The 25,227-nt window shown below is 47.3% G+C and carries 17 protein-coding genes and 1 riboswitch; of the genes, 7 read left to right on the forward strand and 10 right to left on the reverse strand.

Annotated elements, in window-relative coordinates; genetic code table 11:
- Window positions 1–10 precede the first annotated feature (10 nt).
- The 3 genes from pssA to E8M12_RS09285 form a co-directional block, all read right to left on the reverse strand.
- Window positions 11–1,351, reverse strand: a complete 1,341-nt coding sequence (gene pssA / locus E8M12_RS09275) for a CDP-diacylglycerol--serine O-phosphatidyltransferase (protein WP_136735865.1) — start codon at window positions 1,349–1,351, stop codon at window positions 11–13.
- Window positions 1,352–1,521: 170 nt separating this feature from the next.
- Window positions 1,522–2,805, reverse strand: coding sequence for a 4-aminobutyrate--2-oxoglutarate transaminase (gabT, locus tag E8M12_RS09280; RefSeq protein WP_136735866.1), 1,284 nt, complete (start codon window positions 2,803–2,805; stop codon window positions 1,522–1,524).
- Between the two features lie 19 nt (window positions 2,806–2,824).
- Window positions 2,825–4,276: an NAD-dependent succinate-semialdehyde dehydrogenase gene (locus E8M12_RS09285; protein WP_136735867.1), complete on the reverse strand. Its 1,452-nt coding sequence runs from the start codon at window positions 4,274–4,276 to the stop codon at window positions 2,825–2,827.
- 113 nt (window positions 4,277–4,389) lie between these two features.
- Between E8M12_RS09285 and E8M12_RS09290 the strand changes: the two genes are divergently transcribed.
- The 6 genes from E8M12_RS09290 (at window position 4,390) to tesB (ending at window position 12,049) form a co-directional block, all read left to right on the forward strand.
- Window positions 4,390–5,316: a LysR family transcriptional regulator gene (locus tag E8M12_RS09290; protein WP_136735868.1), complete on the forward strand. Its 927-nt coding sequence runs from the start codon at window positions 4,390–4,392 to the stop codon at window positions 5,314–5,316.
- A 114-nt stretch (window positions 5,317–5,430) separates the two neighbouring features.
- On the forward strand, window positions 5,431–7,188 hold the full coding sequence (locus E8M12_RS09295; protein WP_136735869.1) for a monovalent cation:proton antiporter-2 (CPA2) family protein: 1,758 nt from the start codon (window positions 5,431–5,433) through the stop codon (window positions 7,186–7,188).
- A gap of 5 nt (window positions 7,189–7,193) precedes the next feature.
- Window positions 7,194–7,664, forward strand: coding sequence for a 2-thiouracil desulfurase family protein (locus E8M12_RS09300; protein WP_136735870.1), 471 nt, complete (start codon window positions 7,194–7,196; stop codon window positions 7,662–7,664).
- Window positions 7,661–9,430: a DUF885 domain-containing protein gene (locus E8M12_RS09305; RefSeq protein WP_211245021.1), complete on the forward strand. Its 1,770-nt coding sequence runs from the start codon at window positions 7,661–7,663 to the stop codon at window positions 9,428–9,430. The genes E8M12_RS09300 and E8M12_RS09305 overlap by 4 nt, the downstream gene beginning before the upstream one ends.
- Before the next feature lie 330 nt (window positions 9,431–9,760).
- Window positions 9,761–10,339 carry a hypothetical protein gene (locus E8M12_RS09310; protein ID WP_136735871.1) on the forward strand — a complete coding sequence of 193 codons (579 nt, stop codon included), beginning with the start codon at window positions 9,761–9,763 and terminating at the stop codon, window positions 10,337–10,339.
- 465 nt (window positions 10,340–10,804) lie between these two features.
- Window positions 10,805–10,920, reverse strand: a riboswitch (cyclic di-GMP riboswitch).
- A 271-nt stretch (window positions 10,921–11,191) separates the two neighbouring features.
- Window positions 11,192–12,049: an acyl-CoA thioesterase II gene (tesB, locus tag E8M12_RS09315; RefSeq protein WP_136735872.1), complete on the forward strand. Its 858-nt coding sequence runs from the start codon at window positions 11,192–11,194 to the stop codon at window positions 12,047–12,049.
- Between the two features lie 21 nt (window positions 12,050–12,070).
- Here tesB and E8M12_RS09320 read toward each other — a convergent pair whose 3' ends face one another.
- The 7 genes from E8M12_RS09320 to E8M12_RS09350 all read right to left on the reverse strand — a co-directional run bounded on the left by E8M12_RS09320 (window position 12,071) and on the right by E8M12_RS09350 (window position 23,812).
- Window positions 12,071–13,315, reverse strand: coding sequence for a mechanosensitive ion channel family protein (locus tag E8M12_RS09320; RefSeq protein ID WP_246034090.1), 1,245 nt, complete (start codon window positions 13,313–13,315; stop codon window positions 12,071–12,073).
- 306 nt (window positions 13,316–13,621) lie between these two features.
- On the reverse strand, window positions 13,622–15,289 hold the full coding sequence (locus E8M12_RS09325) for a tetratricopeptide repeat-containing sulfotransferase family protein (protein ID WP_136735873.1): 1,668 nt from the start codon (window positions 15,287–15,289) through the stop codon (window positions 13,622–13,624).
- A gap of 85 nt (window positions 15,290–15,374) precedes the next feature.
- A complete protein-coding gene (locus E8M12_RS09330; protein WP_136735874.1) occupies window positions 15,375–17,873 on the reverse strand; it encodes a TonB-dependent receptor in 2,499 nt (832 codons plus the stop codon).
- Between the two features lie 68 nt (window positions 17,874–17,941).
- A complete protein-coding gene (locus E8M12_RS09335) occupies window positions 17,942–18,814 on the reverse strand; it encodes a carbon-nitrogen hydrolase family protein (RefSeq protein ID WP_136735875.1) in 873 nt (290 codons plus the stop codon).
- Between the two features lie 104 nt (window positions 18,815–18,918).
- Window positions 18,919–20,766, reverse strand: a complete 1,848-nt coding sequence (gene pdxR / locus E8M12_RS09340; RefSeq protein WP_136735876.1) for a MocR-like pyridoxine biosynthesis transcription factor PdxR — start codon at window positions 20,764–20,766, stop codon at window positions 18,919–18,921.
- Window positions 20,767–20,849: 83 nt separating this feature from the next.
- Entirely contained in the window at window positions 20,850–22,550 is a 1,701-nt protein-coding gene (locus E8M12_RS09345) for a serine hydrolase domain-containing protein (protein WP_136735877.1), read from the reverse strand.
- A gap of 56 nt (window positions 22,551–22,606) precedes the next feature.
- Complete coding sequence (locus tag E8M12_RS09350) at window positions 22,607–23,812, reverse strand: MFS transporter (RefSeq protein WP_211245022.1); 1,206 nt, start codon at window positions 23,810–23,812, stop codon at window positions 22,607–22,609.
- 300 nt (window positions 23,813–24,112) lie between these two features.
- Between E8M12_RS09350 and proB the strand changes: the two genes are divergently transcribed.
- A complete protein-coding gene (gene proB, locus E8M12_RS09355) occupies window positions 24,113–25,222 on the forward strand; it encodes a glutamate 5-kinase (RefSeq protein WP_136735878.1) in 1,110 nt (369 codons plus the stop codon).
- Window positions 25,223–25,227 lie beyond the last annotated feature (5 nt).

The raw sequence follows: 25,227 nt of genomic DNA on the forward strand, positions 1-25,227 counted from the left end.
ACCAACCCAATTAAAGGAACCGCTTAAGCAGGCGATCAAAGCTGGTCAACTGAATTCGACGCAGTAATTCCCGCACCTTGGGTGGATAATCTTTACTGGTTTCAATCTCCTGAAAGTGACGCACCCGGGTGGTATTAGTCAAAATAGCTTCCAGCTCCTGGTGCCATTTTTCCTGCAGTTGCTGATGCTCATCGGTAATGAACAAGCCATTCTCAATATCCAGGTTCCAGGCCCTTGGATTCATATTACTGCCCGTCAACAGATGATATTTATCGTCACTAACCATGCCTTTTAGGTGAAAACTGTTGGCGTCGTGATACCACAGCTGAATATTTAGCTGGCCGTTATCGATATATTTTTGATTGCGCCTGGTAAAGCGCGACAGCAAGACTTCGTATAGGTATGGGACGATACCAATGGTGGAAAATTTATCTTCATCGGCAATGTAAAAGTCATTGGCCTTTTTATCGCCGACAACGATAGTAACCTCTATGCCTCGCTTCAGGGCACGGCGTAAATCTGCTGCCAATGGCTTAGGAAAATTGAAATACGGGGTGAATATAACTAATTGCTGTTCAGCCGCTTTTACCATGTTGCGGGCTGCCAGGTTGAGACTATTACCCTGTTTACCAAATCCAATTAACGGTTGAACCTGGATTGGCGCCGTTTCCGTATTCGGGCTCTCGACATGATATCGAGAGCGGCGTAACAGGCTTTTTAACTGTTTTACCGAGTTTTTCTGTTGCTTTTTATCCAGGTTTCCTGGTTTATCAAGACGCGGCGCCAGTCCGGACTGGATAAAGTTAGTCTGCAGATAATCGACAAAACTATTAGCAAGTCCCGGCTGATGAATTTGATGATAACGATCGCAACGATACTTATCGCCGACGTGCAGATAAACATTATTTAAACTGGCACCGCTATACAATACCGTGTCATCAATGACAAATCCCTTGAGGTGTAACACGCCAAGGAGCTCTTTTTGTTTAACCGGTACGCCGTAAATTTCCAGCAAATCCGGATATTGTTGTTGCAGATCCAGGTACAACTGGCGATTGCCTAACGACTTTTTTTCACCAATCAGGCCCCGCTGGGCACGGTGAAAATCAACAAAAATACGAATAATGAGTTGCGGGTTTTTCTGTTTTGCAGCGATCAGGGCATCGACAATCTGTCGGCCTGCTTCGTCGTCCTGTAAATACAGTGCGGTCAGGTAGATACGCGATTTGGCCTGCTTAATCAACTGCAGTAAACGCTGACGAAACGCCTGTGCACTAAGAAGCACATCTATATCATCGGCGTGCAGTGGCAGAGCATCATGTAAAGGTAATTGCCAAGTACGGGCTAGCATTCTTATCTTTATATACTTAAAAATTATGCCTTGATTATAAACGTAATAAAGTCGCAAACGGAAATAAATCTTGCCAAAGAGTTTGGCTGAATCGACACAACAAGCCAGATTCTGGAGAGATAAAAAGGGGGCGGAAACAGCGTTCCGCCCTACAAATTGCTTTGCTTGATTTAGGCTTGGCTTTGTTCGATAAACAGTTGCTCAAACTTATCCAACCCTTCCTCGGCAATGGCATCACTCATGGTTAACGCCGGTAAAAAGCGAATCACATTGCCATAAAAACCACAGGCCAGTAATACCAGGCCGTAGTCAGCGGCTTTGCTGATCAGCGCCTGGGTCAGTTCCGGGTTCGGAATAAACTCGTCCGTCGATTTACCCAGTTCAAGGGCGATCATCGCTCCCTGGTTACGGACATCAAAAATGAGCTGTGGAAACTTTTGCTGTAACGACTGCAAGTGTTCGTTAAATAACTGACCAAGCTCAACGGCGCGGGTTACCAGGTTCTCCTCGGCAATGATATCCAGCACTGCCAGGGCAGCGGTACAGGCAACCGGTGAACCGCCATAGGTACCACCGAGGCCTCCGGGCAGTGGCGCATCCATGATTTCACTTTTACCAACCACCGCCGCAATCGGAAAGCCACCGGCGATACCCTTGGCCATAGTCATTAAATCCGCTTCAACACCGGCATGTTCGAAGCTGAACATTTTACCGGTTCTGGCAAAGCCGGTTTGAATCTCATCGGCAATTAAGACGATACCATGTTGATCACAGCGCTCACGCAACGCCTGCAGGAATTCGGCAGGAGCAGGATAAAAACCTCCTTCGCCCTGAACAGGCTCGACGATAATGGCGGCGACATCTGATGGTGCGATGTCTACTTTAAATAAGGTATCCAGAGCTTTTAGCGAGTCCTGCACTGAAATATCGTGGCAGGCAATCGGAAACGGCGCGTGGAAAATATCGCCAGGAAACGGACCGAATAAGTGTTTATAAGGGGTAATTTTTCCAGTCAGTGCCATGGCCAGGTTGGTACGGCCATGGAATCCGCCATTAAAGGCTATCACCCCACGGCGGCCAGTATATGCCCTGGCGATCTTGACGCAGTTTTCTACCGCTTCCGCACCGGTCGTGACAAAAATCGCTTTTTTATCGCTATCGCCAGGCGCTGCATCGGTAAGTTTTTCCGCCAGCTCTACTGCGCTTTCATAGGGATTTACCATCACACAGGTATGGGAAAAGCGATCCAGCTGCTGTTTGACCGCAGCGACGATTTTGGGATGCGAGTGGCCGGTGTTGCACACGGCAATCCCAGTAGCAAAATCAATGTAACGATTACCGTCGACATCCCACAGCTCGGCATTTTCACCACGCTCAATATAGACCGGATAGACGTTACCCTGACCGCGGGCAATCACCTGTGATTTACGTTGTTGTAATTGTTGGTTAGTCATTGTTGTTTCCTTTGGAGCCTTACAGGCCACCCATGCATAAATACTTAATTTCCAGGTAATCGTCGAGGCCGTAATGAGAGCCTTCTCGACCATTGCCCGATTGTTTTACCCCGCCAAACGGTGCCGCCGCATTAGAGATAATGCCTTCATTGATACCGACCATGCCATATTCCAACGCTTCAGCTACGCGCCAGACCCGGCCGATATCACGGGCATAGAAATAAGCCGCTAAGCCATACTCGGTATCATTGGCGATGGCAATCGCGTCTTCTTCACTGGCGAAGGTGATAATCGGCGATACCGGCCCGAAAATTTCGTTGCTGGCTATGGCCATCTCATTGGTGACATTGGTTAACACCATAGGTGTCAGAAACTGACCATCACCATCCGCCTGTTCGCTACCGGTGACCAGGGTTGCCCCCTGGGCGATGGATTTACTTACCAGGGCCTGGACATCGGATGCGGCTTTGCTGGAGATCAACGGACCAATATCAATGCCCTGCTCCAGGCCATTCCCCACTTTCAGTGCCGCTACGGCTTTGGCAAACTTTTCAGTAAATTGCTCAGCCACGCCCTGTTGAACCAGGATACGGTTGGTACAGACACAGGTTTGACCGGCGTTACGGTATTTGGAAATCAGTGCCCCCTGAACGGCGGCATCAATATCCGCATCATCAAAGACGATAAACGGCGCGTTGCCACCGAGCTCCATCGAGACCTTTTTCACCGTCGTCGCACACTGGGCAATGAGTTTTTTACCGATCGCCGTTGAGCCGGTAAAGGTAAACTTAGCGATGTCCGGGTGCTGAGTCAGTACCTCTCCCATGCCTTGCGCATCGGAACCGACCACGACATTGAAAACACCGGCGGGTATCCCGGCACGCTCTGCCAACTCAGCCATCGCCAGCGCCGACAAGGGGGTCTGGGTTGCCGGGCGAACCACAAAAGTACAACCGGCGGCCAATGCGGCCGCAGCTTTACGGGCTATCATCGCATTCGGAAAGTTCCACGGGGTAATCGCTGCAACAACACCGACGGGCTGCTTGATGACAACAATTTTTTTATCTTTCGAGGGCGCGGGAATGGTATCACCGTATATGCGCTTGCCTTCTTCGGCAAACCACTCGATAAATGCGGCACCGTAGGCAATTTCGCCTTTTGCTTCGGCTAAAGGTTTGCCCTGTTCAAGCGTCAGGATACGTCCCAGATCTTCCTGGTTTGCCATCATTAACTCAAACCACTTGCGCAATATCGACGCTCGCTCATTGGCCGACTTTGCCGACCAGGACGGCAACGCGTCTTTCGCCGCTTTAACCGCCAGTTTGGTTTCTTCCGCCGTACTGTCGCTAACCCGGGCAATCTCCTCGCCAGTGGCCGGATTGTTTACCGCAATATCGTTGACGCTGCTATGCCAGCTGCCATTGATATATGAAAATTTTCGCAAAAGTTCATTGTCAGTCAGAGTCATCATAATTTCATTCCCTGTTAAAAAGTTATGGACATTAAAGGACAATTGTTTAATTTTATAAATACAAACTTATCAATGTTTAGTTTGATAAAAATAAAACCATTTGAGTATCGAGTATGGCATTTCCATTGCAGAACCCACGACAGCTCAGTGATTATGATCTGCGCCTGCTGAAAGTCTTTCAAGCGGTTGTTGAACACGGTGGTTTTGCGGCGGCAGAAGCACATCTGGGTATCACCAAAAGCACCATTAGTATTCATATCAGTAACCTTGAACAACGAATGGGCTTTACCTTATGTCAACGTGGCCGCAGTGGTTTCACCCTGACTCACGAAGGCCAGAGTATCTACCATGCGACTTTGAATTTATTTGAGTCGGTTCGGGACTTTTCCCTGCTGGTTGGCAGCCTCGGTGCCGAGCTTAGCGGCGAACTGGTGATATGGTGCTCTGAGCAATTGGACCAGGCCAAGCAACTTCAGTTCGCCCAAGTGATTGAACAAATCCATCAGCAACATTCCGGCTTGCAAATCGAGCTTGATGCGATGTCCATCGATCAGATAGAGAAAGGGTTATTGCAGGGTAAAGTGCATGTCGGCATCTATCCCGCCTATCATAAAGTCGATGGCCTGGAGTATCTGCCAATTCATCAGGAACAGGTGTTTTTATGTTGCTCCAACCGTCACCCGTTTTTCCATAAAACCGATCATCAAATCAGTGATCAGGATTTTGCTAATGCCGAGACCATTCATCCCGGTATTGATATAACCGGCGAAGGTAAGGCACAACTGGAAAAATTCAACCTGACGGCAAAATCCTATCAGTTTCATATGCGCAAGATCCTGATTAATTCCGGTCAATACCTGGGCTTTATGCCGCAAGGGCATATTCAGCGGGAATTAAACTCCGGCACCATGCGATTGTTACGTCCCAATTCCATCAACTATGATTTCACCCTGTCGCTGGTGTATCACAAGCAGCCCAGGGAAGCGAAAAAGCAAGGCATTGCCATCTCAGCCATTGAAAAAGTTTTTGTGGATAATTGATCGTCTAAGACACGAACCCTGGCATCTGGCTATGGGTACTGCCAGCTCGATATTTTAATCTTTAGCGGTTTTCCTTTACACTAGCTTCACATATTTTTTTCCTTTGCGCTTCTTATGAGTAATCTTGGCTTAGCGATCGTATTTCTTACCGCCGCGGTGATCGCCGTACCTATTTTCACCCGTTTAAAACTCGGTTCCATCCTTGGCTACCTGGCCGCCGGTATTATTATTGGTCCGTCGGTACTGGGATTAATTAGTGATCCGGATCAGATCCTGCATTTTGCTGAATATGGGGTGGTATTTTTATTATTCATCATTGGCCTTGAGCTCGATCCACAAAAACTGTGGCGGATGCGCAATGACATTTTATTCATTGGTGGCGGACAGTTACTACTCAGTACAGTGGTTATTTTCGCGGCAGTTTTCTGGCTGCTTAACGACGGCTTTAAAGTACCGCTTATTGTTGGTATGGCACTGGCTTTGTCATCTACCGCCTTTGCCATTCAACTGATGACTGAAAAGCGGATTTTAAATACCGACCTTGGCCAAAAAGGGTTCTCCATCCTGCTGATGCAGGATATTGCGGTGATCCCAATCCTACTACTGGTCGAGGCCCTGGCCGGGCGCTCAAACCCGGATGCCCCCGCCTGGTGGGTGTCGATTGCCGCTATCGTACTGGTGTTATTGTCGGGCAGGTACTTTGTAAACCCATTTCTGCGCACTATGTCCAGATATGGTAGCAGTGAAGTGATTACCGCCTCGGCATTGCTGATTGTTATGGCCACCGCATTGCTGATGCACAATGTTGGTTTATCGATGGGCATGGGCGCATTTACCGCCGGTATTTTGTTAGCGAACTCCAGTTTTCGCCATCAAATGGAAGTCGAAATATCGCCATTTAAAGGCTTGTTACTGGGCCTGTTTTTTATTGCGGTCGGAATGAAACTGGACTTAGCCTTACTGGTATCCGATCCGGTTGTCATTGTCTCAGGCGCGATTGCCCTGATGGCGGTAAAGATGGCAATTATTTACCTGCTGATCCGCAATACGACCGGCCTTCGGCGCAAGAAATTCAAGCTCGCCCTGATGTTATCGCAAGGTGGTGAATTTGCCTTTGTGATCATGAGCTTTGCACTTAGCCAAGGAGTGATAGAACGCGACATCAATAATATGGTCACCATTATCGTCAGTTTGTCGATGGCATTGACCTCGCCACTGATCCTCCTGGTCGATAAAGTGTTGCAACAAAGCGGCGTGGTACAAAATTATGATCAGGAAAATGTCAGCCATGAGCCGGAAGTGATCATTGCCGGATTTGGACGCTTTGGCCAGATCACCGGCCGTATTCTGACCGCTAACCACATTCGCTTTACCGCACTCGATTACAATGCCGAGCATATCGAGTTTGTTCGCCAGTTTGGCAATAAAGTATTTTTTGGCGATGCCACCAATTTAAAACTGCTCAAAGCCGCGGGGCTCGAACATGCCAAGGTTATGTTTATCGCCGCAGACAGCGATAAGCATGGATTTGCTATCGCCAAAACAGTGCGTGAACACTATCCAAATTTAAAGATTGTCGCCCGTGCCAAGAGCCGTCTCAGTGTGCTCAAATACCGGGAAATGGGGGTTGAAACCACCATTCGGGAAATGTTTGATGGCAGCTTAAAGGCAGCACAAATTGTCCTTGAAGAATACGGTGTCGATGAAGGGCGAGCAGAATTTCTGGTTAATGTATTTCGTCGCCATGATGAAGAAATGCTGGAACAAGCGTATCGTGCCAACGACCGCTACGATTTTAATGAAGTGCTGAAAATCAACCGCAAAGGTCGGGAAGAGCTGGAATCGCTGTTTAACAGCGACAAATTGGACTAGCAGCGATGCAAAAAATTCTTATCAGCAGCTGTTTTCTTGGTAACAAAGTGCGCTATGACGGGCAGGCGAAAAGCCTGTTACATCCTCAGCTACAAACCTGGCAGCAACAGGGCAGACTGGTAGTCATCTGCCCGGAAGTGGCCGGAGATCTTCCGGTACCCCGGCCCCGGGCCGAACAAAGCGGCGATAAGGTGATTGATGAATTTGGCAACGATGTTACCCGGGCCTTTACCCAGGGCGCAGCCAAGGCACTGGCCCTGTGTCAGCAACAGGGGATTCGCTTGGCATTATTAAAGGAATACTCCCCATCCTGCGGTGCCAACATGATTTATGACGGCACGTTTTCCGGCACCAGGATTGCTGGCATGGGTGTCACCGCAAAACTATTAAGCGAACACAAAATCCAGGTATTTAGTGAACAAACACTCGAACAATTAATCAACCTAATAAATCTACAGGAAAAGCAAACATCGTGAAGTTATTAAAACCTCTTGTCACCACATTGCTGGTGATCAGCTTAACCGCCTGCTCCACGTCGACCCATTCTGATAACGATGGGCAAAAGCCAGGCCAGGCCGATCAGCTACTTGAGCGCATCATCGCCGACGAACAGGCATATACGGACAGCCTTAACCCATTTGCACAAAAAAGCGATTCACTTTATTACGATGTTTCCCCCGAGGCACTTGCGGCCCAGCATCAACAGCAGCTGAAACTGCGCAATCGATTAGAGCAAATCGATACTAATGCCTTGTCAGCTAATCATCGCATCAACCACGAAATCTTATTGTACAAGTTGAATAACCAGATCGATAACTACCGGTTTAAAGAACATTATATGCCGCTAACCGCTGAGGCTGGGTTTCACGCCTACCTACCCTACATGGTCGATCGCTCATCGCTGAAAACAGTAGAAGATTATCAAACCTACCTGGCTCGTCTCGACTATTTGCCCACCTATTTCCAGCAACAAATGGACTGGATGAAACTGGGCCTGGAAACCGGACGCACCCAACCTAAGGTGGTGTTAGCCGGATTTGAGGATAGCATTAGTGCCTTTATCGTCGATGATCCCAGCACCAGCCCGTTTTATCGTCCATTCAAACAATTTCCCGATCATTTCGATCAACAAACCCGCGAGCAACTGACCGAACAGGGTCGTACCGCTATTGTTGAAAAGATAAATCCTAGCTACCAGGCATTTTATGATTTTATGGTGCAGGATTATATCCCCAACGCCCGTGATAATATTGCCGCCACGTCACTGCCTGACGGCGACGACTTTTACCAGAACCGTATCGAGTATTACACCACGCTGGACCTGACAGCGGCGGAAATACATCAAATCGGCCTCGATGAAGTGGCGCGAATTCGCGCACAAATGGAAGAGATTATTAAAGCCGTAAAGTTTGACGGAAGTTTTGCCGAATTTGTCGAATTCCTCAGAACCGATCCGCAGTTTTATGCCAAAAGTGCCGAAGAGTTACTTAAAGAAGCCTCTTTTATCGCCAAGAAAATGGATGCCAAACTGCCGGCATTATTCAAGACTTTACCGCGTACGCCTTATGGCGTGGTACCAGTTCCCGCTAGCATCGCACCTAAGTACACCACCGGTCGTTACTCGGGCCCAAGCCGCGATGACCAACCCGGTGAATATTGGGTAAACACCTATGCGCTCGATCGCCGCCCCTTATATGTATTGGAAGCACTGACGCTACATGAAGCCGTACCGGGTCATCATCTGCAGGGTTCAATTGCCAGGGAAATGGAAAATGTTCCTAAGTTCCGGCAGCGCACCTATATTTCTGCATTTGGTGAGGGCTGGGGTCTGTATAGCGAATACCTGGGCATCGAGGCTGGATTTTATCAGGATCCGTACTCCGACTTTGGTCGTTTGACTTACGAAATGTGGCGGGCCGCCCGCCTCGTGGTTGATACCGGCATGCACAGCATGGGCTGGTCGCGTGACAAAGCGATGGATTTTCTCGCCAGCAATACCGCCTTGTCGCTTCACAATGTAAGAACTGAGATCGATCGCTACATTTCGTGGCCAGCACAGGCTCTTTCCTACAAGCTCGGCGAGATTAAAATCAAATCACTTAGAGCCAAAGCGGAACAGGAACTTGGTGCCGATTTTGATATTCGCGAGTTTCATGACGAGATATTAAAAAATGGCTCAGTACCCTTGTCACTGTTAGAAACTTTGATTGATGAATATATTGAAGCGAAGAAATCAGCGTAAGCGTTTTCAATAATTGCCAATCCTTGCACAACGCGAACGTACCTGCTCAATAGCCTTGGGTCCGTTCGCAAATTCCCTTCACGTTGTCAGGGTTGAATCCTTCAGTTACCTATTAGGTTGGCTAATGGAACCACCTTGCCAGTCGGCTCAATCAAGCGTAACGTATTGAACATCAACGGCTCTTAAGAGCGAACAGCAGTCATTGGTAACCTTCCTTAAAATCAAAAATCTTTAACATGGATTTCATTAGTGTTCTTTAAAAAGAAAGCAAAAATAACTGCCATAAAACTATATTCGATAGGTTCCGATCTAGAATTCACGAATAGGCAATTGTTAGTAAATGACATAATCGATATTTTTGAATCAAAATTCCTAGAACTACCAAAAGACTTTGTTATTCATGGCCCATACGGTATACCAAAGGGCGGTGCTGTAGGCATTAAGTCATTTGAGAAGAAATTAAATTCCAAAGGACACGACAAATATTATGCGTTGTCAGGAAATACGAACAATAGGTTTGGATTTGATATTTCGCTTGAGTGCCACCTTGAAGGTATTGAGTATGCTGAACTTGTCATTTGGTATAAATCTGAAGAATTCGATGTTCATTTGAAAGAAGTCGCTGAAACATTAGATAAATCTATCCGTTTTACATGCGGGTATGAGGTTGAATTCAATGATGACATTAACCCAACCACCGAAACAAAATTACGAAAAGGGTTGTTTGGCAGTCTCAGCGTCGAGATAAATTTTCAGAATTTAAGTTGGCTTAAAAACTATGAGAATGGCGAATATCGAAAAATTGGCACTAGTGCTTTGTTGAGTGTGAATCAGTTTAATAAAGCTTTAAACGATATACCAGGCCTGAAATATGAACCCTTTGGAAACCTGTATTTGGTCCAAAATTAAGGTTACCCTAGACCGTCTCTGAATGGCACAATTCGGTCATTCAAGGTTGGCCAAGATTCCCTGTCGTGGCAGGGAATGACTCAAGGTTTTTGCTTTTCACTCGGAGCGATGCTTTGAGTCGCGTACTCGGAACAATCTTTGATTGTGTGCTCGGAGTGACGTATTCCGTCACGTGCCAGGAGTATCGCTTGCGATACGTGCTCAAACGAGCATTTACTATACGTATTGAAGGAGTGCTATAATCGCCCGCCAAATATAGCCTACGACTTAAAGCTTACGACTTACGGCTTAAAGCTTACAGTTGATCCACCAAGACAATTTATCTCTGTTAAGATTAAGATTTTGGATAGAATAAAGAATTACGGAAGAAGAGAATGTACTGAATAAAAGGTAAGACAAGGCGCGCAAAGTTACACAATCAATAGACAGGTTACGCTTTATAGGAAAAGCCCCCACTATTTCTTACTCGGCGGTCCCGCTGTCATAAGCAACTGATTTATACCATGAACCTATATAAACCAATTACCCTTAGACCGGTAACTTTGCGTCCCTAGCTTTCGCTAGGTTTGCCTTGGACGAGCTTGTCAGCCCTTGATTGTTATTATATGGATCCAATTCTTCGTGTAAACCCCTTTATGCAATTTTTTTTTAACAAATATAATAAATAATTCTCAAGCCATTGATTTTATAGTAAATAAAATCAGTCGAAAATTTGATTTTTACCGATAAATCCATCGTTATGTTGATAGTTTGTAAATATATGTAATCGAACTGTACTCACTTATATCTAAAAAAAGCGGAAAGTGGGTGGTAGAATTTAATTTATCGCAGCAATCCTATAAGGATAATTGAATGAGTAAGGTGTTAACTGAGTTATTGGGGCTGTTGAGCCTGGAAGAATTAGACACGAATTTATTTTTAGGCCAGAGTCAGGATCTTGGTTTTAAGGCCGTCTTCGGTGGTCAGGTTATTGGTCAGGCGTTATCGGCGGCAAAACAAACTCTCGGTGATGAACGCCACCTGCACTCTTTTCATTGTTACTTCCTGCGTCCTGGCGATGCGCAGAAGCCTATCTCTTATCTGGTTGATATCACTCGGGATGGTAAAAGCTTCAGCACCCGTCGCGTACAGGCGATGCAAAACGGCAAAATCATCTACAACATGATGGCCTCGTTTCAAAAAGACGAAGACGGCTTTGATCATCAGGATATCATGCCTGATGTACCGGGCCCGGAAGAGCTGCCTAGCCTGCATGAATTACAGTTAAAATATAAGCCGCATATTCCAGAACACTTACATGCGACTATTTTTGCCGAACGCCCAATCGAATTTCGACCGGTTAAGGAATATGACTGGTTAAATCCAAAAATATCCGAGCCGAGAAACCAGGTCTGGATGCGAGCTAAAGGGGATTTGGGTGACGATCAGCGCATTCATCGTTACCTGTTGGGCTACGCATCGGATTATAACTTCCTGCCAACCGCGGTTCACCCTCACGGCAAGAATATCTGGTCAAAGGATTTTCAAATCGCCACTATCGATCATGCCATGTGGTTTCATCGTTCGTTTCGCTTTGATGATTGGTTGTTATACGATATCGACAGCCCTTCAGCCAGCGGCGGCCGGGGCCTGGTCAGAGGCAAAATCTTTGACCGTCAAGGCCGGCTGGTAGCCTCGACGATTCAGGAAGGGGTCATTCGCCAATACTAAAACCAATTCACATTGGTATTATCATCGGCGCGCTTGTTGCCAGTCGTAACCGGTTGGATTCTGGAACAGGCGCAACTCGAATAACGGCGCAATCGCGAACAGGTGGTCAAAAATGTCTGCCTGAATGGCTTCATAGTTTACCCAATTAATGTCATTACTGAAAAAATACAGTTCCAGCGAGACACCTGTTTCACTCGGTTTCAGCTGTCTGACCATGCAGGTCATATCAGGGTGCACCTTAGGGTGATTCTGTAAGTAGGCGGTAATATAAGCGCGGAAGGTGCCAATATTGGTCAACTTGCGCAAGTTGGGATTGCTTTCATCCTGGTCGCCTTTTTGTGAATTGTATGCCCTGACCTCTTCATGTTTTTGCTGCAAATAGGGTTGCAGCAGTTCAAATTTCGACAATTGCTCTAGTAATTCGGCCGAACAAAAATGAATACTGCTTAAGTCGATTTGGATACAACGTTTAATGCGGCGGCCGCCGGATGCAGTCATGCCACGCCAGTTCTTAAAAGATTCACTGATCAGGGCATAGGTCGGAATAGTCGTAACCGTGTTGTCCCAGTTCTGCACTTTTACGGTGTTTAAGGCTATCTCCAGCACATCTCCATCAGCGCCATACTGCGGCATTTCAATCCAATCCCCCGGCGCTACCATCTTATTGGCAGAGATTTGGATACTGGCCACCAGTCCTTTGATCGTATCCTGAAATACTAATAACAATACTGCCGTTAATGCACCCAAGCCGCTAAGCAAATAAATTGGTGATTTATTGACGACTTCCGAAATTGCCAGGATGATAGCGACCAGGTAAACCGCTAATTTCAATACCTGAATCGTTGCATTTAATGGTAGGTATTTCTCTTTACTGGATTCCTGAAACGCGGAATTGGTGACATTGAGCAAAGCGCTTACGCTGCGGGCAAACTGCAGGGCCAGGCCGACTTTGGCGAAAATCAGAATGCCATCGAGTAATAATGGATACTGGCGAATCAATATCGGGCTAAACACCAGCAATACGGTGAGCGGCACTAACCAGGCGGCGCGACTGAATACATTATGCTGGACCAATAAATCGTCCCAGGTATTAGCCGACTTGCTCACCATTTTATGAACAAAATTGAGTACCTGATGCTTAGCTACGTAAAAGCCGATCCAACACAAAACCAGCAATACGGTCAGGCCTATGCCCAATGAAACAGGTTCCACATAATGCATTGGCAAGCCCTGCTCTACCATCCAGGATTGTACTTCAGTAATCAAAATTTGCGCCTTCCCTAAATACCCTAACGAAAAATTGCGACCATGATATTGAATTTCGATTCGTTAGGGGTTGTTGTTCTTTCAAGGTCATTTTTGCAGTGATTTGTTTGGGATATGAACAAGGTTATTTCGGTTTAGCGTACTTAATGTACGTTAATTCGAAAAACTGCAGTTCAGATTCAAAACAAACGCTGTTCGAAGAATTCAACTGTCTTCTGTATCCAACATATTCTCCATTACTTTATTCGCTTAATCAATTAACCAACCCTTGTTGAACAAAAGTTGGCCGGCAAAGTTCAACAGCCCCTAAGCAAAATCCGGATCGATGCCGGCATCTTCGAGTTGTTGGCGTAATGGTAAAAGCTGAGTTTCGAAGTGCCGCCATTTCTGTAATGAATGCTGATAAATGCCCTGCCTCACCTGAGTCGCACTGGCGGTGGTACTTGCCTGTGAATTTTTATCAAACGCTAAACATTGTGGCTCAAAGGCCAGGTCGCAATGTCCAAGCAACGCCTCAATCTGCAATTGCGGCGCCTGCACCAATTCTTCGTAACGAACGATATGTATCGACTCGCCCAATATCTGTTGCCAGTGTTGCATCAACTGATGATGAGCAATGTAATAGGCCCCCAGCTCGTGCAGGTCATAGGAAAACGGGTAGCCTTGAGTGAACAAATGTTTATAGATGGCGTAACAGGTGTCCATTGGATTGCGCTTCACCAAAATCATTTTTGCCTGGGGTAACGCTCCTTTGATCAAGGCAGCATTTAACGAGTTAAGCGGTAGCTTATCGATAAAGCGTGATTTGTTTTGCCAATAAGCGCGAGTGGATTGCAAATACGCCTGGCCTAACGTCCCTAAATCCAGTTCGGTGCTACACTCCACGGCTTCACGTTTATCAGCAGGATTACGGTTTAGATGGGCGCATATATGCTGGTGTAAGTGCCACGGGAAAAGATTAAGTTCACCCGCACTGGTAACCTCAGAATGACTACTAAGAATTCTCTCCACCAACGTAGAGCCAGTGCGTGGCAGGCCAAATATAAAAACCGGGATGGCTTGCCCTGGCGTTGCTGCAGTTTGACGCCAACCATCGACATTAGATTGAGTGAAGGTGCGGCGAATAGTTGTAAGTGCATTCACATCAGCGCCGACATCATATTTCATCGTCCGCCGCCGGCTTTTTGCCCCCCGTTGCAGATAATAAAAACTGTCAGGATAATCGCCAATATCCTCAAGCTCTTTAGCAAGGCTGTAGCATACCTGCGCCGTCTGCAACGGGTTCAGTGCTGGGTTATCAAGCAATGCTTGCAGTTGCGGCAAATGATTGTCGGTTAGCGTTTGTTTTCTCAAACTCGAGCGCAGTAATTGCGCCTCGGTATCCGTCGGCTGCAACTGCAGCGCCTTATCAAGGCTCTGCTCTGCGGGGGCAATTTTACCCAAGTAACGTTGCACAGAACCGAGATTGAAATACAACTGTGCCCGGGTTAGCTGATCGTCGTTTTGCGCCAGCAACGCCTGGTAGGCTTGTTCCGCCACCTGGTAATCGCCAAGCTTATTACTGACCGAGGCAAGTTCAATCAGCTGTGATGTACTATCGGGTAGCTTTTTTATCCATTGCAATTGACAGATACCATCATCAAAGCGATTTAACAGCCACAAAATATGGGCTTTATGAATGCGCCATCCGGCAGTGTCCGGTGCCAATGCCACTGCCTTATCGATACAATGCAGGGCTCGCTCAGCTTGTTTTAACTGAAACAGTAAAAAGCTATAGGCGTACCAGCCATGATCGTATTCAGGATATTGTTTAGTAAACTGTTCGCAGGCTTGTTCGGCCACCCTGGCGGCGCGTTGATTGATAAGCGCCCAGATATCATCGAGCAAGGCTTCACGCTGCTCGTTTATATCTGCCGTGATATTCGGCTGTGGCTTACTGTTACTGAAGTTCATCAATATTTGCTGTTTTTTCATCTACCTTAACCAAGTTTTTCGGCAATGGAAACCGATAAAAAAAGAGCCAGTGCAAACTGGCTCTTTTTCATGCTGCGATACCAGCTTAAAAGCGATAGGTCGCTGATACGCCAATGGTACGTGGCAGGCTGATATATTGTTTCGAGGAGTTTCCATAGAAGCTTTCGCTGGGATCGGTACCCATATGCCCCTGAGTCACCGCCCCTGTCACTCCTTCCTCGTTGGTGATGTTCTTCACATACAGGCTGACATCCCAATTCTCAGAGCTCAAGCGGGTGCTGGCATTGAACAGGGTAAATGCGTCGATCTCCATCTGCCGCGGATGGGCATCCGGGCCGCTGGCATCGCCATACCAGTTCAGGGATTCTGACTGATAGTACATATTGGCATTGGTTATCCAGTACCAACCGTTGTCGAGGCTAAAGGTATAATCCAGCGAAAAACTTAAAGTGTGTTCTGGTGTCAATGGTAGTTCATCGCCGTCTTCGGCAACCAGATACTCTGGGTTTTCCGCAAACACGGATGATGGCGCATAAAAATCATCGGTCAATTCTGCCTGGACATAGGCATAGCCGATTACGTAGCGTAAATCGTCACCCAGGTATCCATGTAAATCTAATTCCAGACCCTGACTTTCAGCACTGTCGCCATTGGCAACGGTAAAAAATCCCCAGTAGGATGCGGTATTCAGTTGCGGATCCTGCCAGTCCATCAGAAATAGTGATGCGGTATAGCCATGGTTATTGTCACCAAGATAGCCTTTGAGACCCACTTCGTAGTTGGTGATAGAGTCCGAGAAATACTGCTGCCACTCAGGACGCTCTTCGAGGCTGCCATCAAGCGGTACCGCATTGGCACCACCGCGACGATAGCCTTCCGAAACAGTACCGTAGAGCATAGTACTCTGCCCGAGATCCCAGGATACATTGGCTTTAAATAAAGTATCGTTGTCATCTTCACCAAAACTTGGAGAATCGCCCAGGAATGGCCAGATAGGTAATGACAGGACCGTGTCGTTATCCGATTCATTATCAAAAGTTCGCAGTCCAACCGTGGCGCGAAAATCGTCGCTAAAGTGATAAGTCACCTCACCAAATAACGCGGTGTCTTTAAAGCTTTCATCGCGGACGTAGTGAAAGTCATTGTCGGTATATACCATGCCAAAATCGCCCATGATGCCCCACCAGGGGAATGCGGCATTGGCCCACTGCTGATAGCCAGGCATAAAGCTATCCTGATAAACCTTGCGATCCTGATCCATGTAATAAAAACCTACCACCCAGTCCATATTCGCGACCGGTTCATTGGACACCAGGCGCAATTCCTGCACAAACGCTTCTTCTTCGTAACCCCGGGTAGCAATCGCGATAGGACGTGGTGCCCCGTAATACAAGCCGGTAAACCATTTTTGCTGGGCATAAAAACCGGAATTATCACTCAATGCTTCACCATCGTTGTTATAACTGGATGACGATGATGTCAGGGTGGCAAACCCCAAATTCCACTCAATTTCCAGCGCGGTCAATGACACGTCCCGCTCAGAGGGCTCAAGCACTACCGCACCATTTTCGTATTCGCCGTATTCAGTCGGTACCCGAGCATCGTCAACTGATTCGGTCCAGTGAACGCCCCGGGTGACCTGGCGACGACCACCCGTTTCATCACTTTGGTACTGATAGGACAATAGAAAGTTAAGGTTATCGGTGAGGTCAAAGGCAAGGGCAACACGACCGTAATCGATATCCACCGTATCGGCATCTTCTTTGCTGGTGAATACCGGTTCACCAGTGGCAATATCGCCGTTGGCTGGTACCGGGGTCAATTGTCCCTCATCATTTGCATAGACACTGCCAGCGCCATACACAACCGGCTGTAACTCGTAAAGTGTCGTGTAATCAACAATACCGTCATTGTCGATTTTGCCAAAGTTTGCCCGAAATGCCAGGCTGTCACCAAGCGGTACATTGACGATGACATCACCGGACAGGTTGTCACCTTCGGAGCCTTCAGTCTGGCTGTAGGTGAAATTAACACTACCACTAAAATCATCTGTATCCGGACGATTCATTCGGTATTTCACCGTACCGGCCAGTGAGCCAGAACCGTATAGGGTACCCTGCGGACCCCGCAGTACTTCCACCTGTTCAATGTCTTTCAGGATAAAATTGGCATAGATTGGCGTGTCATTGACATAGGTTGAAACGGTTGGGACCGCAGAGCGAGGCACATCGCCAGCGGCACCACTGTCGACATTGATACCGCGGATAATGATCGAATTTACGGTTCCGGAATTGCGATAGCCCCGATCAACAACGGTTATACCCGGAACATTCCGAAGCAGCTCACTGGCATCAATGATCTGATTGTTTTCCAGCTCTTGCCCCGAAACGGCAGAGATATTATAAGGCACTTCCTTAATGTTCTGGGTACGCCGGTTGGCAGTAACTTCGATAACTTCCATGCCGGATTGCTGCGCACTTTCCTCGGCAACGGCCAAAGGCACAGCGGCGTAAAGCCCTGCCGAACTGATTGCTAACGCTACTTGCGAAAGTCTGAAACTCAAAGGTTTATTGTTGATCTTCATGGGTATTATCTCGCTCGTTGTTATCTTATCAATGTATTGGTTTAGGTTGCTTTGCGTTAGTACCAGAATTAACCTTGTGATGAGTCCAGATTGGGCGACGTTGGTTTTTGCAACGGTCCCAGCTTATTCAGCGCACTGGTACTCAGTTTTTTCTGGTACTGTGGAAACTCAATGGTTTTATCGCGAAAGCTTTTCAGAGGCTGTCCTAAGCCCTGCCAGCCCTGCTCCCGCACTCGTCGTAGATAATCGAAGTCGACTTCAAATAAAATCAGTTCCTGATTGGTCTGGGCCTGATGAATAACTTCACCTCCTGGACCAACAACAATCGACTTACCAACGGCCAGCTCGCCAGTAGCATTGATATCAACCATATAGCACTGATTCATCGCAGCATTAGCACGGCTAATCGATAGTTCCACATCCCTGTCAATGGTATTGGTGAGGGTTGGATGAATAATGACTTCGGCGCCCTGGTAGCAAAGAGCACGAACGGTTTCCGGAAACCACATGTCGTAACAGATAGACAGGCCAAAACAGCCAACACCAGGAATATTGAAGGTAGTAAACTCATTGCCGCTGGAAATGCCAGTTTCATAGGGCAGGAATGGATAAATCTTTTGATAACGGCAGATCACTTCTCCGTGGGGGGAAATGACTGAGCAGGTATTGTATATCTGATCATTAATCCTTTGGTATAAGGAGCCGGTCACCAGATAAATTTCATTCTCCATGGCAAGCTGACAATAACGTTGTTCAGCATCGCCGGGCAGGGACTGGGCAAATCGTGGCGCACTGCCAAAGGTTGCCAGTTCCGACAACACCACCATATCCAGTTGCAGGAATCGTTTTTTCGCCAGTACTACCTGTTGCTGGATACGATAAAAATTATCTTCATTATTGACAAGGTTCAGTTGTAACCCGGCAATCATAAATGTCGACATGTTGAAGCATCTCCTTGTCTTTCGGGGAAAATGGAAAAACATCGTGCTGTCGAAGAACAGCCGTTACCAGATTATGAGAAGTGAAAAATTAGCGGTAGAGCCAGTTACGACTTTTTGTTTAAGCCAACCGCGATAACAGTAGACGAAAGAGGAGATTTTTTAGTGAAAAACGCCGAGTCGACCAGTTTGCCGTCCCGTAGCCAGAATATTTGTTTACTGTGCACAGCAATATTGAAACCCAGTACCTCGCCATATGACCATTTTTGCCATTGGCGAAACCAGGTATCGCCTTCCAGCCACCACTGGCCGGTGTCGGTTTTCTCATTATGGTGCCCTTCCCAGCCCTGCATGGTGCCGTCAGCGAACAATTTAATACGGTAGGGCTCACCAAACACGGTGCGGCCGATAAATTCGCAATCCGCCATAAAATCAGGCAATTGCTCATTGCTCAATGAAACCGCATCTGCCGGCAGGTGTTCATCATCGTTTTCATGGTTTTGCCAGAAAATCTGTGCCAGCAACTGCACGCCGGCACGAATTTTCTCCACTTCAATACTGCTGACCCCGAGTCGAAAATAATATTCCGGTTTGTTATCGCGGCCGTAATAGCGAGTGACCGACTCGATTAATATGCCTTTTTTGGCGGCCTGAGTGGCGAATTGCTGACTGTTCAGGTGCTTAGGACCTTTAATCCAGCAGGCACTGCCGCCCACACTATGGGAGGTGACAATCGCAGTGGGTAGATAGTGATTTAATGCTTCACGCAGTTCCTGCCAGCGCTGTTGCAGGGTTTGATTAAGCTTGCGCATCACGGTGTCGTAGTAACCTAACGAGATAAACAGAGCCATGGTACGTTGGTTATTGGCTGGCGGATGGCGCACACACAAAGAACGTAGCTCACGGGCCGCTTTGATAAATTCCGCCGGGGCGACCATGTATCCGAGCCGTAACCCGGGTGCCAATACGTTTGAAAAACTGGATAAATAGATAACCCGCCCCTGGCAATCAAGACTCTTAATGGCAGGATGCGGATTGCTAATAAAATTTGCCTCACACTCATAATCGTCTTCAATAATAATAAAATCATGTTCATTGGCTTTGCTGATCAGCTGTTCTCGCCGAGCCTGGGACAAGGTCACCGCAGTTGGCACCTGGTGACTCGGGGTTACATAAACCGCATCGATATGGTGATTGATGGCATCGATTTGAATGCCATTATTATCGACATCGACCAAATCGACAACGGCGCGACGATGCTCGGCCAGTTTTCTCATTCCCGCATATCCTGGCTCCTCCATTGCCAGCAGGGTTTGTTCATCAAGCAAAAGTTCACTCAGTAAATACAGGCCCTGCTGCGACCCAATGGTGATCAGGATTTCATCCGGCTGGGCGAAAATGCCACGCCTTGGCAATACTTTGGTGCGAATTTCGTCAATCAGAAATAAATCATCCATTGAGCCGCTATCACTGGCCCAGGTGGTAATTTCATTAACATTCATCGTCAGGCGCGAACATTCTCGCCACGGATTTACCGGAAACAGGCTTAAATCAAATTGCCCGGCGATAAACGGATATGGGTATTCCTGCCAGTTATCCGGATATGGTGGTGGTAATTTATCAGGCGCAGGCTGATTAATGCGTTGGCTCCATAAACACTGCTGTTCACTAGGGGTAATTGCTGCACTGCAGTCGAACTGAGGTTGCAGCGACTCACTAACATAAATACCACTGCGCTCGCGTGATTTCAGGTAACCTTCATCGGTGAGTTGCTGATAGGCAAAGACTACGGTATTCCGGGCAACATCTAATTGCTCGGCCAGCTTGCGGGACGATGGCATCTTACAACCGGCGGGAAAGTAACCGTGATTGATAGCTTCGATAAGTTTTTGCTTTATCTGTTGTTGTAAGCTGATATTGGTATCGGCTTCGAGAACTAATAGATGCTGGAGCATAATCGATTCACAAAACTGTTTAAAAAACAGACTACTGAACTTCTTCTGCCAGCGCAACTATTGATAAATCAATCGGTTAATGATTAGCACAGTTTATTGAACTTATGTATTGCCCGTAGTGCCTGCTGCCATTGATAACTCTGGCCATCGGCAAACACATAATAGGTAACCTTGCCTGGCAAAAATGCCACGGTAATGCCGCCATAACCCGACATAAAAGGTACCCAGACCGGCTGCTTACAGTTAAGATCGGCGGCAATATCACGAAACCAGAATCCTTCCGCGTAAGCCAGGTACTTATTAATCCGCTCTGGCGCATTGGCTCTGGTAATGCGTGCTAGTGCCTTATCGATGATAGTCTCATCAGCCTCTAATCCCGTTGCAGTTGTTTTATTACCAACGACAGCACCACTTAGGGCGACGATGTCCTCTGGCAACAGGGTTAATCCCCAGCCGGTAAAGGGTTGTGCTAACGCATCCTGGGTACGTCGAGTTACCCAGTTAGATGGGCTCAGGCCAATTGGCCTGAAAATTCTTGGCACCACATAATCAGCAAACCAGTCCTTAGATGATGCTATGTGTTGTTGATACATACGGGCCAGCGCCGTTCCCAGAATGTAAGTATCTGAGGTGTGATAGATAAACTGACTGCCAGGTCGTTGTTTTCGCGAATAACCGCTGCAGGCATAGGTTATTTTGCTTTGATGCGTTGTCGCATCAAAAAAAAGTGCCTCTGTCGCCTTGGCATCCTCATCGGCCATGTAGACTTTTGAGTGATATAAACCGGTATTCATATTCACGAGGTTGGCTAAGGTTACGCCTCGCCATTCGTCACCCGCACATTCATTAACCCAGTCGCTCACCAATTGCTGCTCCAGATTAGCGATTTCCCTGGCCATTGCATGTAAGGCGAATGCGGCAAAGTAAGATTTAGCCAGCGAGTAGGAAGGTAAACTCAGGCTCTGGCATAGAGGATGATCGCCATATCGGGTCGGGCATGAAGAGCGATAGTGTTGATCGGCAATGATTAACCCGGCCACACTAATATCAGCAGCTGCCATATCCCTTTTACCCGCCAGGGCCGCGATATCCGCGTTGGGAAAGGCCGCAAGTAATTGCTGTAAATCCTGGGTTTCCGCCTGAACGTGTCGATAACGATGCTGTTGGCTTTGCATATCCGCTGAGGTCGTCACAGCCTCAGGTGTATACTTGGTTGCCATAAATCCACTGGCATCAAATTGGAAATAATGACAACTCTCATTGCTGATTTGATAATAGGTATTACTGATAAATCCTTTTGAATCAAATAAAAACGTGAGTAAGCCATTGTGCAGGCAATTGGCATTTTTTTCCTGTAAAGCAAAAGGAATAAGCGCCCTGCTGTAGCCCTGATCGCTTGATTGCTGCCATACCTGTCCGGGCTCAAAAATATAATCCCAGTGAGGATGCTCTGTGGTTATCGTGCCGCGGGTAACCGGAAATAATACACCGTTGTCCTCGACAAATTGCAGCGATATTGATGGTAACCAGTGACTGCGTAAACCTGCATTTTGTGAATACCCGTAGTGATCAGTGATAACGTTAAAATATCTTGCAGCCTGCTGCACCTTTAACGTCAGAGTACCAGAAAATTGATATTGCGCTTCGCCCACTTCGGGAGGCGGAGATAGAACAGGCAATAATACCGGCTGAGAAATGGATTGTTCATTGAGTTGCTGTAAGGTAATTTGCTCTCCTACCGGTACCTGGTCTTGCTGCAATCCACAGGCGGTCAGAAAAGCCAATACCCAGCCTGATATCACCACGCAGCATCGTCGGTAAATTGTCCCGGGCACTGGTATCAGGATTCCCGGTCCAGCATCCGTGCAGGCCACCAGGTCACAATTAGTGATAGCAGTAGCACCAGCACGGCGATGTTAATCAGCACCGAGTAGCTAAAACCACCGACCATTAATGCAGCTGCTAACGGCCCCGAAGCCAGTCCCATTTTCGATGCAAAACCACCGAGTGCTGCCATTTGTCCCTGGCGGTCAAACTCCGAACAAAGGCCAAGAATATAGGGGATCACAAATGCCCAGGCGATGGCAATATTGATATTAGCCAGCCAGAATAGCCACTCCTGCTGCGCATAATGCAACACAAATGTATTAATCGCAGTGAACACAATGCCGATTACCAACGGGAAGCCCCGACCGACCCGGGTCGATAGCCAGACGACCAATACCGAGCCCAATATGCCGAACCAGGCTGAGATACCAACAATGGTCGATACCTGCTCCGTTTGTAAGCCAGCAACCACTCCCAAATCGATAATGTAAGCATACAAGCCCATGTTGGCTGCCTGAAACAAAAATAACGCCAGTAACGCTGCAGCCAGTGGTAACCGTTTAACAGACTGTTGGACCCCTTTGCGCGGGTTTGCATTATTTTGATAGTGCGGTATGAATGGCAGCATTAACAGCGTACATACCGAAAACGCGATCAACGACGCAAACAGCACACTGGTCCCATACTCAGGTACCAGTGGTGGAATATAAATCACACCCACACCACCCAGGCCAAACTGGACCAGCAATAATACACCAAAGGTTTTATCGGCCTCTTTGGTTCTAGCGATGATGGAAAAGCCAACACCAACCAATAAGCCACCTATCGAACCATGAATAAAACGAACTACCATCAGGGTCAACGGTTCGCTAAGCAATATCGATATCAGATCACAAGCAATCAACGCAATTAACAGGACCACTGATGTTTTCCGCCAGGACCAGGTTTTTACCACGAAAACTGCTGCCAAAGCACCCAGGGCAGCCCCATAAACATTAAATGAGGCTACCAGGCCAGCGTCCTCTTTACTGAACTGTAAGGCCTCTATCAATCCCGAGACCAACGCCGGCATGATATTGACATAAAACAATCCCGCTGAAGCTAAAAACGCCAGTAAGGTGCGGGCCACCATGCCATTGGGGTCGATGCGGTTTCCCCAGGAAAATTGCGTACCTGCGGTGTTTTTACTTTCAGCCGGTACCGGTGCTGATGGCTGCATGGGACGTCCTCGTGTCAATTGATCTCAACTCATATCAGACTATCACGGTTATTGTCGGTTGTTAGCGCCAGATGTTGTCGACTGATGAGTCCAGTTACTACTTACTCTTTGAAAAGCCTGTAAAAACAAGGTTTTTAAACAATTTAAACTTGCTTAACATTGGTGTTTTTTTTATCCTGAAATGGTTGTTTTTTATACTCGCAATCGTGCATAGCTTCAGTTCCGTAGGGCCGATGACAACCAGTTTCGCGAGTTTTCTCAATCCGCAAGGCAGTAATTTCTACTCTGGGTGGCAAGGTAATGCAGTTTAAACGTATCGTGGTAAAAGTGGGCAGTGCCCTGGTATCTCCCGATGGACAGGGGTGCTCGGGTAAACATGTACTGGCCATTGCCGGATTTATCAGTGCATGTCATCAGCAGGATATCGAAGTCATTCTGGTATCCTCGGGAAGTGTTGCCGCGGGTCGCTCTTCCATTGCGCACGGCTCCAATACGCCGTCGATAGCTGCAAAACAAGCCATGGCGGCGGTTGGGCAGATGCAGATGATGGCAAACTGGCAGCGTTTTTTCGATTTTTCCTGTTCACAACTACTGATAACCCATGGCGATTTAAAAGACAGGAAACGCTACCTGAATATTAAAAATACCGTGCGAGTGTTATTGGAAAATCGGGTACTGCCAATTATCAATGAAAATGACACGGTCGCCACTCAGGAACTTAAAGTCGGTGATAATGACAATCTTGCAGCGTTAGTCGCTATGGTTGTTGAAGCCGATGCGCTGTTGATACTGAGTGATGTGGATGGCGTGTTTGACAAGGATCCGCGCAAGTTTTCCGATGCCACTTTGATCCCTAACATCGAAGAAATTACTCAGGATATTTATGATCTGGCTGGCGGCACCACTAATCATCTGGCAACCGGCGGTATGGCTACCAAAATTCAGGCTGCAGAAAAGGCTTGCGAACAAGGCATTGAAACCTTCATCGTCAATGGCACAAAACCTAAAGCATTTGAGCAATTGTTGCAAGGCGCAAACCCAGGTACCCATTTTCGCGCCCAGGGTAATACGTTAACCGCGAAAAAACAGTGGCTGAAAAATACCCTGAAAAGCTCAGGCGCCGTGCATGTTGACCAGGGTGCGGTGCGCGCTCTGCAGAAAACCGGCGCGTCGTTATTGGCTATCGGGGTGAAAGGACTAACCGGAGATTTTGCCAAAGGTGCTGCCGTCGACATTATCTATTTTGACGAGCAAGCCCCGAAAATCATTGGCAAAGGGATCTCACAATATTCCAGTAGCGATCTCGCCCGAATCCAGGGGCAAGGCAGTCACAATATCGAAACCATTCTTGGCTATTGCCCAAGCCAAGAAGTCATCCATCGAGATGATTTAGTATTAAGTAACAAATAGTCAGG

It is taken from the genome of Thalassotalea mangrovi, from assembly GCF_005116735.1.
In the GTDB taxonomy this organism is placed as follows: Bacteria; Pseudomonadota; Gammaproteobacteria; order Enterobacterales; family Alteromonadaceae; genus Thalassotalea_A; species Thalassotalea_A mangrovi.

Bases quoted from the DNA above. Each gene is read 5' to 3' on its own strand.
- E8M12_RS09300 (WP_136735870.1), top strand. From the start codon at position 7,194: ATGCAAAAAATTCTTATCAGCAGCTGTTTTCTTGGTAACAAAGTGCGC.
- E8M12_RS09335 (WP_136735875.1), bottom strand. From the start codon at position 18,814: ATGTCGACATTTATGATTGCCGGGTTACAACTGAACCTTGTCAATAAT.
- tesB (WP_136735872.1), top strand. From the start codon at position 11,192: ATGAGTAAGGTGTTAACTGAGTTATTGGGGCTGTTGAGCCTGGAAGAA.
- gabT (WP_136735866.1), bottom strand. From the start codon at position 2,805: ATGACTAACCAACAATTACAACAACGTAAATCACAGGTGATTGCCCGC.
- E8M12_RS09285 (WP_136735867.1), bottom strand. From the start codon at position 4,276: ATGATGACTCTGACTGACAATGAACTTTTGCGAAAATTTTCATATATC.
- E8M12_RS09325 (WP_136735873.1), bottom strand. From the start codon at position 15,289: ATGAAAAAACAGCAAATATTGATGAACTTCAGTAACAGTAAGCCACAG.
- E8M12_RS09350 (WP_211245022.1), bottom strand. From the start codon at position 23,812: ATGCAGCCATCAGCACCGGTACCGGCTGAAAGTAAAAACACCGCAGGT.
- proB (WP_136735878.1), top strand. From the start codon at position 24,113: ATGCAGTTTAAACGTATCGTGGTAAAAGTGGGCAGTGCCCTGGTATCT.
- E8M12_RS09290 (WP_136735868.1), top strand. From the start codon at position 4,390: ATGGCATTTCCATTGCAGAACCCACGACAGCTCAGTGATTATGATCTG.
- E8M12_RS09295 (WP_136735869.1), top strand. From the start codon at position 5,431: ATGAGTAATCTTGGCTTAGCGATCGTATTTCTTACCGCCGCGGTGATC.
- pssA (WP_136735865.1), bottom strand. From the start codon at position 1,351: ATGCTAGCCCGTACTTGGCAATTACCTTTACATGATGCTCTGCCACTG.
- pdxR (WP_136735876.1), bottom strand. From the start codon at position 20,766: ATGCTCCAGCATCTATTAGTTCTCGAAGCCGATACCAATATCAGCTTA.
- E8M12_RS09330 (WP_136735874.1), bottom strand. From the start codon at position 17,873: ATGAAGATCAACAATAAACCTTTGAGTTTCAGACTTTCGCAAGTAGCG.